We start from the raw sequence: 14,338 nt of genomic DNA, 5'->3' as shown, positions 1-14,338 counted from the left end.
CTTTTTTCTTGTTGAATCGCTTAAGCTGCAGTATCGCTTGATCTTGTCAGCAGCAATTTTAAAAGATATTGATCCAGTTGCTGTATTTCATCGCTACTAAATTGAAAACCGAGTTTGCTTCTGCGCCATAAAATATCCTCACTGGTTCTCGCCCACTCCTGATCCACCAGATAGTCTACTTCTCTAGCAAACAAACCATGACCAAAATCCTCACCCAGTTCATTGATGCCTGAAATATCCTTTAAAAATCCCCATACCCTTGAACCATAAGCATGTGCCCAGCGCGAAGCCAATGGTAAAGAAACATCCTCAATAGCCTGCATCAGCTGCTGCATTAACAACTCAATCGAAACCAGATTTTCCGCACCCGGCAAAAAAGCCGTTTCAGTCCAGGGCTTATGCATGTCAGGGAAACTCGGCGCCAAATGCGCCATTGCTGACTCTGCCAGTTTTCGATAAGTGGTGAGCTTGCCACCAAATACCGATAGTAAAGGTGCATCATTTTCCTGCGCATGCGATATTGCCAAAGTGTAATCTCGGGTAACAGCCGATGGATTATCCGACTCGTCATCACACAAAGAGCGCACACCTGAATAGGTATATAAAATATCCTCAACCGTCAGCTGATGCTTAAAATGATCATTATAAACATCCAGTAAATAATCCACTTCCTGTGCGGTGATTTCGACCTGATCAAGATTGCCCTGATACTCATGATCAGTAGTCCCAATCAAGGTATATTGCTCCAGATAAGGAATCGCGAAAATAATACGCTGATCATCATTTTGCAGAATGAAAGCTTTATCGCCCTCATAAATTCTAGGCACGATAATATGACTGCCCTGAACAAGACGTAGACCATGCGGTGATTGCTGTTTTAAATTGTGCTCAATAAACTGGAACACCCAAGGTCCTGTAGCGTTAACCAGCGCTTTTGCCTGCACCTGATAACTACCCTGCGCATGTTCCAGATGGATATTCCACACGCCATTTTCACGGTAAGCAGCGGTACAACGGGTTTGTGTGGCAATTTTGGCGCCCAGCTCATGCGCCTGCATGGCATTTAAAACCACTAACCGCGCATCATCCACAGTACAATCCGAATACTCAAAACCTTGCGTCATTTCATCTTTTAAAGGACTGCTGGCCGGATCAAAATGAATATGCCGGGAAGCAGCTAATTTTTTCCGTTTTCCCAAATGATCATAAATAAATAAACCGGTCCGTATCAGCCAAGCGGGACGTAAATGCGGCTGATGTGGCATGATAAAACGTAAGGGACGAATGATATGCGGTGCTTTGGCTAGCAGGATTTCCCGCTCCAGCAAAGCTTCATGTACCAAACGGAATTCTTTATATTCAAGATAACGCAAACCGCCATGAATCAACTTACTGCTGGCAGAGGAAGTATGGCTGGCGAGGTCATCCTTTTCACATAAAAAAACCGACAAACCCCGTCCTGCAGCATCAACGGCAATACCCACGCCATTAATACCACCACCAATCACCGCTACATCATAGACCGGATGACTCACTTGCATGTCCACCTCCTCTAATCCTGTTCAGACAGTAAACTTAAATTTCTTGTTATCTCAAGAAACCTAACACTATTTAAAGTGAAAGGACACCGAATAATTGTCATTCACTTCAATGCAGACAAAATGAATCAAGTGTTTATTTTTTTTATTCTGATGGCATCAGCTTTCCAGATGGTCACATTTGGAAAGCTTTTTTATGGAATATACACTGCCTCAAGATCGTTAAAAAATCGGGCTTATGGCATACTGAGTAGAATAATAACACCGGGATTTTTTGAAGATGAACAAGAGCTATAAATTGTTGGGTTTAAGTTTGCTTGCGCTTGCACTGACTGCCTGTCAAAGTACTCCGCGCCAATACAATGGTAATGTCGGCTATCAGATTGAAAGCCAGTCTGCCAATAGCGCAACATTGACTTATACTTTGGCTATTCGTCAAAACCAGAAAATAGATGAACAGAAATTACAGCGTGCCTGCCAAAAAGTATTAGGCTTAAATAAACAATATAAATTAACGATCCTGAGCATTAGTGAAATTGCCAATCCGGAAATACAAACTCCACACTATGGTCGTCAACTGGGCCAGAGCCGTACCAGCATAAGTCTAAGCAACACCCCAGACTTATATAATAGTGAAAATATGGCTACTCGTCAGTCGTTAGAAGCGCGTCCAAGCACCTTAAGTGTGGTTCGCTATACCTGCTCTTAAAACTTAATAATTTAGACAGAAATAAGACGCTATTTATAGCGTCTTATAAAAACTGACATTACGAAATTCCTTTGCTTCATCCAGATCTGGCCAAGTCGTGGCACTACGTTCATCCAGTTTTTCGTAGTTTGGATGACTAAAATTTTTCACCCGACTGTCTGCCACCCATACTTCCGGGGCAAACTTTAGAAACTCATCTAAAAAGAAGCGATTGCATTGGTCATACAGTACATCTGCGGCCAGTAGTACATCAACCTGTTCTGCTTTATATAAATCATCCAGATATTCCAGCTCGACATTATTCAACTCGGCATTGGCACGACACGCATCCAGACTGACCTGATCAATATCACAACAGATCACCCGCTTCGCTCCTGCCATTTTCGCTGCAATTGCAACCACACCCGACCCCGCACCAAAGTCGAGTACCACCTTGTCTTTCACATGATGTGGTTCAGCTAAGAGCCACTGTGCCATAGCAAGTCCTGAAGCCCAGCAGAATATCCAGTATGGCGTATCATTCCAGATCCGACGAATCACTTCGTCATCGAGTTTGTCTGTCGGAAAGACCGGTGGAATCAGCCACAGTGAAATGGGGATTTCAGGCAATTGCTGGGCAAGTAGCTCACAGTTTGGAATCACTTCATGCAAAGCTTGAATTAAATGTTCGGGGGCTTTTGGAAATTGGAAAGTACAGCTCATGCTTAAGCCTTGGCGATGATCTTATTGAAACTTATAAAGGGATTTGATACGCGACCAAGTCATCCGCAGCTGTTCGAGGCAAACCTAAATTTATTTAAAATTGTTTCTGCGACATTTCAGATTAAATGACACAAAATGCCGAGTTCTGTGGGTGACAAATGGTTTTGGTTACTTTTGCCGAAACAAAAGTAACATACGAGCTTCTTACATCGATCGTCACAACGGTAAGACTCCGTCGTGACTTCACCATCTTTTAATTAAAAGATTAACCTAAAGCCTTTTCAGCAGCTTCAACAGTTTGACGAATCAAAGTGGTAATGGTCATAGGACCTACACCACCTGGAACTGGTGTATAAGCAGAAGCCACTTCTTCAATACCAACCAACTGGATGTCACCTACACCACCGCCATCACGTGGGTGGAAGCCGGCATCAACCACAACTGCGCCTGGTTTAATCCAGTCTTTTTGAATCAGTTCAGCTTTACCTACTGCACCGACAATAATGTCAGCCTGTTTAACGAAGTCAGCCAGGTTTTGTGTACGTGAATGGCAAATCGTTACTGTTGCATTAGCTTCAAGCAACATTGCAGCCATCGGTTTACCCAAAATTGCAGAACGACCAACAACGACTGCATGTTTACCTGCAATCTCAATATCATTGGCTTGCAGGATAGTCATGATACCTGCAGGCGTTGCAGAACCATAAGCTGCCTCACCCATTGCCATACGACCATAACCCAGGCAAGTTACACCATCAACGTCTTTCGCCAGTGAAATGGCATCGAAACAAGCACGCTCATCAATTTGTGCAGGCACTGGGTGCTGTAAAAGAATACCGTGAACATCAGGATTGGCATTGAGTTTTTCAATTTCAGCCAGTAATTCTTCAGTCGTGGTTTCTTTCGGAAGTTCAACTTTCAATGAATCCATACCGACACGGCGGCAAGCATTTCCTTTCATACGCACATAAGTTGCAGATGCGCCATCGTCACCCACCAAAATAGTCGCAAGGATTGGAGTACGACCTGATTTTGCTTTTAACGCTTCTACGCGAGTTAACAAATCAGCCTCAATTTTCTTTGCCAATGCACGACCATCTAATACTAATGCCACGGCACTTCTCCCAAATGTTGATATGAATCAATTTCGCACATTCTACATGAATATTTTAAATATTTTCCGTTATATGCTGCTTTTCTGCACATCTGCATAAATCTACTATTGTTTTTTTTTCAGGGCTTGATAATATACGCAGCAACAAGACATGGCGGGGTGGCAGAGTGGTCATGCAGCGGACTGCAACTCCGTGTACGCCGGTTCGATTCCGACCTCCGCCTCCAATCTTGTTAAGCCCGAGTGGTGAAATCGGTAGACACAGGGGATTTAAAATCCCCCGCCCACAAAGCGTGCCAGTTCGAGTCTGGCCTCGGGCACCATTCTTAGCCTACTAAGATGGTGTAAATAAAGAACCCAGCATTAAGCTGGTTTTTTTATGCCTAAAATTTAGCAACTCAGATTTTTATTCTGAATTACATTCCACTATTATGCTCTTTGGCTATCATCCCGCAGAGCGCAAATAGTTCTCCAAGTCCTGCTCCAGTTTTTGCTGCAAATGAACTGGCTGAATAATCCTGACATGTGGTAGCCAATACCGCACTAAAGGCAACAACTGCATTTCGTGGCGAACCCGACAGCTGATTAATAATTCTCCCGATGTGGATTCCTGCTCAATCTGCTGCTCTGGAAACAAACGCCGCTCTTTAAAAAATACCGCAACCTCAGCCTTTACCTGGATAAAAACCTGCTGTTTTTGCTGTCCAAACCAGATGCTTTCCTCATCAGCCAGTATTTTTAATATCTCGGCATCATGTTGGAAATTTTCTGCCTCAAATAGCAGTTTCACCTGCTGAATCTGACTTAAGCGATAAGTCTGCAGTTTTTTCTGAAAGACACCCGCCAAATACCAGATGCCATGATGATGGATTAAACGATAAGGCTGGATGATTCTGCATTGATCACGATATTGCAGCTCAATCCATTGACGTTTATAAATCGCAGCGCTAAGCAGCTTAAAATGTTCAGCAAACCGTTTGCTATCTTCAAAATAATAGCCTTTTGCCGAGAAGACCTGATTCGCCCGCTCGTCCAGCAATTCGCGTAAAAAAGAAATATCCAGCGTCGGGTAAAGCTCACTAATTCCCGACAGTTGCGCAAAATTCTGGATATCCTGCAGTTTAAAACGGCCTAAATAGGAAGGTTCCAGATAATAGCGTTTAGTGTTTCCATCCTGAATCAAAGGCAAGTATGAATTAAGCCGATCAAAGTCCCGTTCAATGGTTCGGGTACTGACCTGAAACTCACCCGCCAGTTCTTGTACACTTAACTGATGCCCTATATTCAGTTTGGTTAAAATATTGGCCAAACGCTCTGCGAGGCGCTCATGCGTTGATGCATTGCCCTTCATAAACACCCTCTTTGTGCAATAAAAGCACAATACCTAAAATGCTAAAATTTTTTAAATTATCTAAAAATTATACTACCAATCAAAAACTTAATTTTAAATATTTATTTCAACTTAAGCCTAATAGGATAAACTTGAATCAGGATTTGAAACGGCTGGTGACACCTTTTGTCGGCGGTTTGGGATTAAGCCGTTCAACATAACGCTCAAGATGCAGCATCGCTTTATAAAACTGATGCAGATTAGAAGGTAATACCTGATTGCAAATAATGGCTTTATGCAATCGCTTCAAGGCGCGTAAGCCATGTTCAGATGTATAAGGAGCTGAGACTATTTTCATAATATACTTCCTTTTATTACATGACGTTTCAATTAATTCCAAACAATTTAGTCGGATTATTCTAAATCTTAATCTACTCCCTGGTTTTGACAGGTTGTGTCGAACAATCGATATTTTTTACCATTTTTTAAAATTTTATAACCTTATTTTTATCTATTAATTTAAGTTACTTATCATTTTTATTGTAAGCAAAATAAAAGCCAACATATGTTGGCTTTTAGTATTTCAATCACAGGAATGATTAGAGGATTTCTACCACAACTTTACCAACATGTTCACCGGTATCCATCACCGCATGAGCATCCTGAATCTGGTCAAACTTAAAAGTTTTATAGATCATCGGCAAACATTCTCCTTTTGCCCACAGCGGTGCAACATGCTCTTGCAGACCTTGAGCAATTTCAGCTTTTTCCGCAGTGTTACGTGCACGCATGGTTGAACCGGTAATAGTCAGGCGTTTCATCATGATTTGACCGAGTTTGACCTCTTTGGCTTTTGCACCACCCAAGAATGCGATATAAACCAGACGACCATCACGGCGCAGCAAATTCAAATTACGTTCTAAATATGGCGCACCCACCATATCCAGAATCACATCAACACCACCATTGTCAGTAGCCTCATTAATGACTTGCTCGAAATCCTGAGTCTTATAGTTGATTGCCGTGGTTAAATCCGAAATTGCTGCCACTTTTTCATCTGAACCTACGGTTGCAAACGTTTTGATGCCGAGTGATTTACACAGCATTAAAGCAGTCGTTCCAATCCCGCTTGTTCCACCATGTACCAGTACCGTTTCCCCTGCCTTGGCTTTACCCATCTGGAACACATTCACCCATACGGTAAAGAAGGTTTCAGGAATCGCGGCTGCCTGAGTAAAGCTCACACCTTCAGGAATATTCAAGGTCTGGCTTTCAGGCACCACACAATATTCTGCATAACCACCCCCATTGGTCAGGCCACACACCTGATCGCCAACTTTAAACTTAGAAACCTCAGTTCCTACAGCCACCACTTCACCAGCCACTTCCAAACCCGGTACAGGCGTTACTCCTTTAGGCATTGGATATAGACCTTGACGCTGCAAGATGTCAGGACGGTTAATGCCAAATGCATGCACTTTCACCAAGACTTCATCTGCTTTAGCTTCAGGTACTGCAACAGTTTCGTAAGCGAGTTTATCCACGCCGCCCGGTTCTGTGATGATGACTTGTTGCATAGTCGTTTGTGACATAATTTATTCCTGATCTATTCATTACTTTTTAAAATTTACTATTCTATTTGAACATAGAAATAGCCGGGAATGAATAACTGTGGACTTATGTATAATCTGCCTACTATTCAGCAAAATGATATGAGCGCATGGCAACTATTCAAAAAGCTGAAATGCAGGATATGGAATCTATCTTAGACATCTGGCTCAATGCTTCCCTACAGGCACATGATTTTATTCCTGCTTCTTACTGGGAACAGCAGTTGCTTCCGATGCGTGATCTTTACCTGCCTTTAGCCGAAAATTATGTGATCAAGGAAAATCAAACTGTCGCAGGTTTTGCATCCTTATTAAGATCAGAATCAGCGCTGGCTGCACTTTTTATTGCGCCTCATCAGCAAGGTTTGGGATACGGTACGGCCTTGATTGATTTTTTTAAACAGCAATGTGATGAATTGCATTTAAATGTCTATACTGGAAAATACCGCAGCGGTCAATTTTTATCAGCAGCAGGGCTTTAAAGTCATCAGCCAAGCTATGGATAAAAACACGGGTCATGCAGAATTAAGCATGACTTGGTCTAAGCATTAATTGGGAAAATATCAGGAAGTTTATGTCAGCCGTCATTGAATACAATGAAGATAATTATAGTGACTTTGAATGGTTTGAAGGATTTGCCGTGATTCGTTTTTATGCCAACTGGTGTGCCCCGTGTGTACAAAATTTTCCTGTATTTGAACAGTTGGCAGCACATTATGCTGTACTAAAGCCCGAGATCAAATTCGGTAAGATCAATGTCGATCAATCCCCGATTCTGACCTTGCGCTATAACGTTTACGGTTTGCCTTCTACACTGATTTTTAAAAACGGACAAATCATTCAACGGATTGCAGGGGTAAAAAGTTTGAATGAAATGAAATGCATTGTTGATTCAATGAACTAATCTAAAATTATTATGGTTACATGATAAAAATACCCTATTGAATATTGCATAGTCTTTTCAAGTGCATTGCTTTATTTCTATTTTTATTCAATATATTGTTAGCCCCACACCCACAATAAAAAATACTCAATTATTATGGATTTAAAAGTCATTTTCCTATTTTGCCTGTTCCCTGGTTTAGGCGTTATTTTCCTGACCTGGTTGTTGCGTTTTCCGTGGGTCTGGCTATTTAAAACTGTGATTGTTTTTGAAATTGTGGTTGCAATTTTGGTATTTATCATTGAGCTTGATGCAAGAAAGACCCCGGGGAATAGCGGCTGGATCATGATTTTTGCAGCCGTCTTTCAGATCTATTTTGCCGTACTGCTAATTTTGACCCGTTTAGTGATCTGGCTGAGAAAAAAATGGGACTAAATCTTATATATTCATCCCGTCTCTTATATGTATGGTTTTGACAGTTTTTAAATCAAACCGAATCATTTTTTACTTGGGCATTTCTACAAATTGCATTAGAAATTTACGCACCAATGGCAGCATCACCAGAATCAGTGGAAATGCCATCAGCCATGACAAGCTCCATGCATGTAGCCACAGAGAAAAGAAGCCATCAACCAAGCCTTTATTCAGCAACATGTTAAAGCAGGAAATTGCTCCGCTCATAATGCCTGAAAGGATAAGTGGCATCAGCCAAGTCAGATGTTTTGGGTGGAATTTTGGGAAATTATTTTTCATCATTTAACCTAATCTTTTTAAATCGTGAATCGAATTACATACGTGCAATTTCTACTGCTGCCTGATCAATCTTTCCGGAGATTTCACGGATTTGCTCTGGGTTCAGTTCGGTATGTTGAATCTTAAGGCGCAATGAAGTTTTCAGGTTTTCCATCGCACGTTTGATATCGACATAGTGTTCGTTGTTCTGGATTTGCTTACGCGTATTAAAGCGGTCGAGAACTTTATTGATTTCGTCTTGATGCGCAGCTAAATGTTTTAGGCCTTTGGCTGTAATGTGATATTGCTTGCGCTCATCCTCACTCAGCTTCACTTCTGTGTAGTGATGTTCTTCAAGATAGTGAATCGTCGGACAGATGGTGCCTGTGCTCGGCTTGTAGTTCCCGCCTACCAAACCAGCCACCTCTTTGATAATGTCGTAACTAAACTTTGGGGATTGGGCAATGAAATGCAGCACCAAGAGCTTCATCTGTCCGGCTTCAAACAGGCGTTTACGCGTCGTTGGTTTGCTTTCAGCGTCAGCAATGAGATCTTGGATTGACATCTTAAGATTAATCTTAAATTAATATAAGATATATCTTAGTTTATTTTAAGCTAAATGCAAATGTTATTCTACAATCTGTTTGACTTTAATAATATTTGTCTTTTCTTTATCTAACTCAGATTTAGGTAACTCACCAGCATCAACGAGTGAATGGGTATTAGGCTCTATCGTAAAACCTTTAACTATCATCAAGTTCTCACCACCAAATTTCATAGTGCTTACAAATAAACTAATCCAGAGCACAGTGAAACAGATTCCAACAATAATAGGAATACGACTTACAGAATACTTTCTCAACACTAAAAAGTTACTAATAAGATCAAAGACGTTCACTGAATCTTTAAACATAGGATCAAAACTTTTCTCGTTTTCTTCTATTTTTTTCTTTAAATCCTCTTTAAACTCCTCCAGATCTTTGAACCTAGGATCATCTTTTTCTAAAAACTCGAATAGGTGATAAAATATATACTTACCATCCTTTATCTTCCCTATTTCTTCTTTTAACTTCTCTATTTTTTCGTCATACATACCTAGTATCGTTAAATATTCAATTTCATTACTAATTCTTCTAATTAAATTTTCTTTATAAATTTCCATATATTTATCAAATTTTTCCCTTAATACTTTTTCAGATTTCGAAGTCTTTAATTCCCAATATTCTTGCCAATACTTTGCACCTGCAGCAATATTAGTCTGATATATAGAAAAGAAAACGCAAAATAAGCAAATGAAAAACTCAGCTAATGGCTTACTAGCTGATGCCATCAGAACTCCTGAAAGCATTACGCCTTGGAAAATAATAAAATAATTATTTCTATTTTGAAGTTGCTGTATTTCAAAGTCTCTAGTTGCAATACTTCGCTCATATACAGCTTTAAGCTCTTTTATTTCTAATTTTAAAATATGATTGGAAGTAAAATCTTCATCTAAGTTTTGATCAGGTTTTTTCATAACAACTCATGAAAATATAATTAAAAAGAAACCCGCCTTTCAGCGGGTTTTTTAAATTAGATCAATCTATTACAGACGAACCAATTCCACAATCTTCTCAGCCAGTTCTTCAACCGACTCTTGTGCGAAGCTTACATCTGTACCTTCTGCAACAGTAGTAATGACTGCAATACCTGTTTCACGAAGCAGTGCAACTTGCGCGGCATCAAGATCAGCTTTTGCAATCGCCACGATACCTTGTTGCAATAACAAGTTTTCAAGCGCTTGCGCATTTTCCAGTGCTTTGGCCGATACCGTAATTGACGCAGGTTTTTGACCCAAACGTGCCGCACGGTCTTCCGCTGTTACAGGGTTGCTATGTGCAGTCCATTCAACAGACTCTTCCACCATACCCGCACCAATCGTGACATTATTCAAACGATCAATGAAGATAAACGAACCGGTGTAACGGCTGTCCTGATAACGGTCAAAGACCACTGGCGCATCAAATTCAACAGTCACATTGGCAATCGCATTCAGATCAAGGTGATCCACTTGCATTTGTTCAAGTGTATTTACATTGGTACGGAAGTTAATGCCAGTCACTTTGGCAGGAACCGTTTGTGTACCGATTTTGATGTTATACAACTTGCCAATGACCAGCGGTTGATCCGCCATCCATACCACAGTCGCTTTAACCGAACGTGAAATGGCAGGAATGCCCTGATCTGCACGAACCAGCATATTACCGCGTGATACGTCAATTTCATCATTCAGCGTTAATGTCACCGCTTGACCAGCAAAAGCATGTTCAAGGTTGCCATCATAAGTCACGATTTCTTTCACTGTTGAAGTCTTACCCGATGGTAAAGCCACAACTGTATCGCCGACATTGATTTCACCCAGCGCAATCGTCCCGGCAAAACCACGGAAGTCGAGGTTCGGACGGTTAACATATTGAACAGGGAAACGGAAATCACGTTTCGCGGTATCACGGTTAATTTCTACAGACTCAAGCGTACCCATCAAGGTTTCACCAGTGTACCACGGCGTATTGGCAGACTTGTTCACCACGTTATCGCCATTCAATGCAGAAATAGGCGTAAAGATGATGTTACTTGGCTTGCGGTCGCCTAACTGGTTTACGAAGTTGGCATAGTCGGCCTGAATTTCATTGAAGCGCGCTTCAGAGAATTCCACCAGGTCCATTTTGTTGATCGCAACAATAATGTTCTTAATACCGAGCAAGCTTGCAATATAGGTATGACGGCGGGTCTGGGTTTGTACACCGTAACGCGCATCAATCAGGATGATTGCAAGGTCACAGGTAGATGCACCTGTCGCCATGTTACGGGTGTATTGCTCATGCCCTGGAGTATCGGCAATGATGAACTTGCGCTTTTCGGTAGAGAAATAACGGTAAGCCACATCAATGGTAATCCCCTGCTCACGTTCAGCTTGCAGACCATCTACAAGTAACGCCAAGTCAGGTGCATCACCCGTTGTACCCACTTTTTTCGAGTCACGGGTTACGGCTTGCAATTGATCTTCATAAATCAATTTTGAATCGTAAAGCAAACGACCGATTAAAGTCGATTTACCGTCATCCACGTTACCGCAAGTCAGGAAACGTAGCAGGTCTTTATTTTCGTGCTGTTTTAAATACGCCAGGATATCCTGGCTAATCAATTCTGATTGATGAGACATTGCTCAAAGCTCCACAAATTCGTTGAAATCAGTTTTTAATCCCCCTGTTTCCCCCTTTTACAAAGGGGGACTTTCATCAGGAAATTAGAAGTAACCTTCCTGCTTTTTCTTCTCCATCGAACCTGCTTCATCATGGTCAATCATACGACCCTGACGTTCAGAACTGGTGGCTAAAAGCATTTCCTGGATAATTTCCGGCAAGGTGTTGGCAGTTGATTCAACTGCACCCGTTAATGGGTAACAACCTAAAGTACGGAAACGTACCGATTTCATTTGTGGAACTTCGCCTTCATGTAAAGGCATACGTTCATCATCAACCATAATCAGTGTGCCACTACGTTCAACTACAGGACGTTCTGCAGCCAAATAAAGTGGTACTAATGGAATGCTTTCCAAATAGATATATTGCCAGATATCAAGCTCAGTCCAGTTTGATAACGGGAATACACGAATACTTTCGCCTTTGTTCACTTTACCGTTGTAAAGGTTCCAAAGCTCAGGACGCTGGTTTTTAGGGTCCCAACGGTGCTTTGTATCACGGAACGAATAAACACGTTCTTTGGCACGTGATTTTTCTTCATCACGGCGCGCGCCACCAAAAGCAGCATCAAAACCGTATTTATCCAAAGCCTGTTTTAAGCCCTGGGTTTTCATGATGTCGGTATATTTAGAGCTGCCGTGATCAAACGGGTTGATTCCAGCGTCTTTACCTTCTTTGTTTTGATGCACGATCAAATCGAAACCATGGGTTTTCGCCATGTTGTCGCGGAATTTGATCATATCTTTGAACTTCCAGCCCGTGTCTACATGCAGTAGCGGGAATGGAAGTTTTGCAGGATAGAATGCTTTTAAAGCAAGATGCAGCATTACTGCAGAATCTTTACCAATAGAATACAACATGACCGGATTTTCAAATTCGGCAGCCACTTCACGAATAATGTGAATACTCTCAGCTTCAAGCTGTTTAAGATGAGTAAGTCTTTCCTCAGTTATGGACATTGACAACACCAGCTCAGATCAACGTGTACTTATTACACTTTTAAAAATATATATATTCATTATAGAGATTTAGTTATCACATCTATTGCTTGTTTTATTATATTAATATGCATATTTCTCATATAAAGCTTAACTAATAAAGAGTATAAGTTTTTATTAATGATTTACTTAAATGATGATCTATTATTGTATTCAGAGATAATCCTTACCGCAAGCCAACATTAAAATGTACAAAATCTAATCTGATTGTTAATTCCTCTAAAACATCTATGTAATTCATGCTGAAAATTGCATAGAGTAACTAAACTTTCTCCCATCTCCTGTATTCTTTTGAATTATACCTATGCCAGACCATACTATTGAATCCGTGAAATCCAGCCTGGAACAGGCACAGCTTGCAGGCCACATCTATCAGCACAATCCACATTTACTGGTGCTGCAAGAACCTTGGGGAGAAGATGGCTCCATCCTGAATAATTTTGTGCAACATGAGCTCACCGCTGACCAGATTGGGCTGCAATTTGGACTAAGACTTTCGGATAATCATTTTGATTTTTTAATTGGTGTCACCCATAGCAATCAGGATCGCAGCTATGAAATTGGTGCAGGCAATCTTAAGGCCGATCAAAAAGCCTTTAACTTGTTGTATGCCTTTTATAACTATCCCAAGGCATTTTATCTGGTGAGCCTGCCCATGACAGCCAGTAGTGCTCAGCTTGAACAGGCCATTGAAACACAACTGTTCAATCAGGCCAACTTGGATTTCTTGAAGACAGCCATCAAAACCAATCCGATGGGACAACAGGTCAACTGGATGAAAGCCTTTATTCTGCAACAGGCATTGAACATGAAAGTGCGTATTCAAACCTGTTTACTTTAATCGTGCTTATTTAAGATAGCTGCCATGCAGCTTGGTCCATTTAAGATAAAATATTAAAGCTAGTCTATTAACCGATTCATCAAGTCTTAATATCACAAATGATTGAATCTAGATAAATTTTTACCAGCTAAAAAATGCAGTCTCATCGGCTGCATTTTTCATTTAAATTGAATCAATTTTAAACAATTAGCCTGCACAAACTCACTTGAGTCATGCTGGTAGAGCGCTACATTATCTGTTTATATGACCTATATAGAGCATAATAATGACGACCTCTATTTATCCTTGCCTGTGGTTTGGAAAAAATGCCAAAGCAGCCTGTGAATGGTATTACTCTAGTCTTCCGTATAGTCACATGATTGCCACAAACGAATATACGGCAAAAGCAAAAATCATTGAATGCGAAAATCAGACCGAGATTGATTATGACTGGAATAGCATCACGCTAAAAGGAATCGAGAGCCAATCTAGCTGGTGTAAAGACCAGTTTAGGGTGAGCTGGAAAATTCACCCTGAAAATTTAGGCGAGATTGTTAAGCAGAATTCTCATGCACAAGCAACGTTATTTAAAATGAAAAAGCTGCTGATTGATGATTTGATTCATGCCTGATCACCCTTTAACAGGATGAGCTAATAATA

17 protein-coding genes and 2 tRNA genes are annotated in these 14,338 nt (G+C 40.9%); 8 read left to right on the top strand and 11 right to left on the bottom strand.

The genetic code is table 11. The features are described 5' to 3' along the window. Positions 1-20: 20 nt before the first annotated feature. Entirely contained in the window at positions 21-1,541 is a 1,521-nt protein-coding gene (gene glpD / locus FTT83_RS03465) for a glycerol-3-phosphate dehydrogenase (protein WP_180081306.1), read from the bottom strand. A 277-nt stretch (positions 1,542-1,818) separates the two neighbouring features. Here glpD and FTT83_RS03460 point away from each other — a divergent pair, with 277 nt between their 5' ends. Then, positions 1,819-2,247 (top strand): hypothetical protein, encoded by a 429-nt coding sequence (locus tag FTT83_RS03460; RefSeq protein ID WP_180042325.1) that lies wholly within the window; start codon positions 1,819-1,821, stop codon positions 2,245-2,247. Between the two features lie 33 nt (positions 2,248-2,280). On the opposite strand, the gene FTT83_RS03455 is transcribed toward FTT83_RS03460, so the two are convergent. Together FTT83_RS03455 and folD are read right to left on the bottom strand one after the other, a co-directional pair. Next, positions 2,281-2,949 (bottom strand): methyltransferase, encoded by a 669-nt coding sequence (locus tag FTT83_RS03455; RefSeq protein WP_180042327.1) that lies wholly within the window; start codon positions 2,947-2,949, stop codon positions 2,281-2,283. Between the two features lie 265 nt (positions 2,950-3,214). After that, positions 3,215-4,063 carry a bifunctional methylenetetrahydrofolate dehydrogenase/methenyltetrahydrofolate cyclohydrolase FolD gene (gene folD, locus FTT83_RS03450; protein WP_180042329.1) on the bottom strand — a complete coding sequence of 283 codons (849 nt, stop codon included), beginning with the start codon at positions 4,061-4,063 and terminating at the stop codon, positions 3,215-3,217. Positions 4,064-4,216: 153 nt separating this feature from the next. Here folD and FTT83_RS03445 point away from each other — a divergent pair. After that, a tRNA-Cys gene (locus FTT83_RS03445) sits at positions 4,217-4,290 on the top strand. Between the two features lie 10 nt (positions 4,291-4,300). Further along, a tRNA-Leu gene (locus tag FTT83_RS03440) sits at positions 4,301-4,386 on the top strand. 122 nt (positions 4,387-4,508) lie between these two features. Here FTT83_RS03440 and FTT83_RS03435 read toward each other — a convergent pair. The 3 genes from FTT83_RS03435 to FTT83_RS03425 all read right to left on the bottom strand — a co-directional run bounded on the left by FTT83_RS03435 (position 4,509) and on the right by FTT83_RS03425 (position 6,985). Beyond that, positions 4,509-5,414 carry a YafY family protein gene (locus tag FTT83_RS03435; protein ID WP_180042331.1) on the bottom strand — a complete coding sequence of 302 codons (906 nt, stop codon included), beginning with the start codon at positions 5,412-5,414 and terminating at the stop codon, positions 4,509-4,511. Positions 5,415-5,550: 136 nt separating this feature from the next. Beyond that, entirely contained in the window at positions 5,551-5,751 is a 201-nt protein-coding gene (locus FTT83_RS03430; protein ID WP_086176233.1) for a hypothetical protein, read from the bottom strand. 241 nt (positions 5,752-5,992) lie between these two features. Beyond that, positions 5,993-6,985, bottom strand: a complete 993-nt coding sequence (locus tag FTT83_RS03425) for an NAD(P)H-quinone oxidoreductase (RefSeq protein ID WP_180042333.1) — start codon at positions 6,983-6,985, stop codon at positions 5,993-5,995. 128 nt (positions 6,986-7,113) lie between these two features. Here FTT83_RS03425 and FTT83_RS03420 point away from each other — a divergent pair, with 128 nt between their 5' ends. The 3 genes from FTT83_RS03420 (at position 7,114) to FTT83_RS03410 (ending at position 8,321) form a co-directional block, all read left to right on the top strand. Next, positions 7,114-7,485 (top strand): GNAT family N-acetyltransferase, encoded by a 372-nt coding sequence (locus FTT83_RS03420; RefSeq protein WP_257224411.1) that lies wholly within the window; start codon positions 7,114-7,116, stop codon positions 7,483-7,485. 92 nt (positions 7,486-7,577) lie between these two features. After that, positions 7,578-7,907 (top strand): co-chaperone YbbN, encoded by a 330-nt coding sequence (locus FTT83_RS03415; RefSeq protein WP_180042335.1) that lies wholly within the window; start codon positions 7,578-7,580, stop codon positions 7,905-7,907. A 135-nt stretch (positions 7,908-8,042) separates the two neighbouring features. After that, a complete protein-coding gene (locus FTT83_RS03410; RefSeq protein WP_180042337.1) occupies positions 8,043-8,321 on the top strand; it encodes a hypothetical protein in 279 nt (92 codons plus the stop codon). Positions 8,322-8,390: 69 nt separating this feature from the next. Here the strand turns inward: FTT83_RS03410 and FTT83_RS03405 are convergent, their stop codons facing one another. The 5 genes from FTT83_RS03405 to cysD all read right to left on the bottom strand — a co-directional run bounded on the left by FTT83_RS03405 (position 8,391) and on the right by cysD (position 12,813). Continuing rightward, positions 8,391-8,639, bottom strand: coding sequence for a DUF2798 domain-containing protein (locus FTT83_RS03405; RefSeq protein ID WP_180042415.1), 249 nt, complete (start codon positions 8,637-8,639; stop codon positions 8,391-8,393). Positions 8,640-8,673: 34 nt separating this feature from the next. Further along, positions 8,674-9,183, bottom strand: coding sequence for a PadR family transcriptional regulator (locus tag FTT83_RS03400; RefSeq protein ID WP_180042339.1), 510 nt, complete (start codon positions 9,181-9,183; stop codon positions 8,674-8,676). A gap of 63 nt (positions 9,184-9,246) precedes the next feature. Then, entirely contained in the window at positions 9,247-10,134 is an 888-nt protein-coding gene (locus tag FTT83_RS03395) for a hypothetical protein (RefSeq protein ID WP_180042341.1), read from the bottom strand. A 69-nt stretch (positions 10,135-10,203) separates the two neighbouring features. Beyond that, positions 10,204-11,820 (bottom strand): sulfate adenylyltransferase subunit CysN, encoded by a 1,617-nt coding sequence (gene cysN / locus FTT83_RS03390; RefSeq protein WP_180176219.1) that lies wholly within the window; start codon positions 11,818-11,820, stop codon positions 10,204-10,206. A gap of 84 nt (positions 11,821-11,904) precedes the next feature. Further along, entirely contained in the window at positions 11,905-12,813 is a 909-nt protein-coding gene (cysD, locus tag FTT83_RS03385; RefSeq protein ID WP_171259703.1) for a sulfate adenylyltransferase subunit CysD, read from the bottom strand. Positions 12,814-13,162: 349 nt separating this feature from the next. On the opposite strand from cysD, the gene FTT83_RS03380 reads away from it, so the two are divergent. After that, positions 13,163-13,699, top strand: coding sequence for a hypothetical protein (locus FTT83_RS03380; protein WP_180042345.1), 537 nt, complete (start codon positions 13,163-13,165; stop codon positions 13,697-13,699). A 265-nt stretch (positions 13,700-13,964) separates the two neighbouring features. Beyond that, a complete protein-coding gene (locus FTT83_RS03375; RefSeq protein WP_180042347.1) occupies positions 13,965-14,309 on the top strand; it encodes a VOC family protein in 345 nt (114 codons plus the stop codon). Positions 14,310-14,338: the final 29 nt, after the last annotated feature.

This window comes from Acinetobacter sp. YH01018 (assembly GCF_013420295.1).
In the GTDB taxonomy this organism is placed as follows: domain Bacteria; phylum Pseudomonadota; class Gammaproteobacteria; order Pseudomonadales; family Moraxellaceae; genus Acinetobacter.
This window is presented reverse-complemented; position numbering and strand designations above follow the sequence as displayed.

Coding starts and splice junctions, on each gene's coding strand:
- FTT83_RS03410 (WP_180042337.1), top strand. CDS start 8,043: ATGGATTTAAAAGTCATTTTCCTATTTTGCCTGTTCCCTGGTTTAGGC.
- FTT83_RS03435 (WP_180042331.1), bottom strand. CDS start 5,414: ATGAAGGGCAATGCATCAACGCATGAGCGCCTCGCAGAGCGTTTGGCC.
- FTT83_RS03455 (WP_180042327.1), bottom strand. CDS start 2,949: ATGAGCTGTACTTTCCAATTTCCAAAAGCCCCCGAACATTTAATTCAA.
- cysN (WP_180176219.1), bottom strand. CDS start 11,820: ATGTCTCATCAATCAGAATTGATTAGCCAGGATATCCTGGCGTATTTA.
- FTT83_RS03375 (WP_180042347.1), top strand. CDS start 13,965: ATGACGACCTCTATTTATCCTTGCCTGTGGTTTGGAAAAAATGCCAAA.
- FTT83_RS03430 (WP_086176233.1), bottom strand. CDS start 5,751: ATGAAAATAGTCTCAGCTCCTTATACATCTGAACATGGCTTACGCGCC.
- FTT83_RS03460 (WP_180042325.1), top strand. CDS start 1,819: ATGAACAAGAGCTATAAATTGTTGGGTTTAAGTTTGCTTGCGCTTGCA.
- FTT83_RS03380 (WP_180042345.1), top strand. CDS start 13,163: ATGCCAGACCATACTATTGAATCCGTGAAATCCAGCCTGGAACAGGCA.
- FTT83_RS03395 (WP_180042341.1), bottom strand. CDS start 10,134: ATGAAAAAACCTGATCAAAACTTAGATGAAGATTTTACTTCCAATCAT.
- glpD (WP_180081306.1), bottom strand. CDS start 1,541: ATGCAAGTGAGTCATCCGGTCTATGATGTAGCGGTGATTGGTGGTGGT.
- FTT83_RS03415 (WP_180042335.1), top strand. CDS start 7,578: ATGTCAGCCGTCATTGAATACAATGAAGATAATTATAGTGACTTTGAA.
- FTT83_RS03420 (WP_257224411.1), top strand. CDS start 7,114: ATGGCAACTATTCAAAAAGCTGAAATGCAGGATATGGAATCTATCTTA.
- FTT83_RS03425 (WP_180042333.1), bottom strand. CDS start 6,985: ATGTCACAAACGACTATGCAACAAGTCATCATCACAGAACCGGGCGGC.
- FTT83_RS03405 (WP_180042415.1), bottom strand. CDS start 8,639: ATGAAAAATAATTTCCCAAAATTCCACCCAAAACATCTGACTTGGCTG.
- FTT83_RS03400 (WP_180042339.1), bottom strand. CDS start 9,183: ATGTCAATCCAAGATCTCATTGCTGACGCTGAAAGCAAACCAACGACG.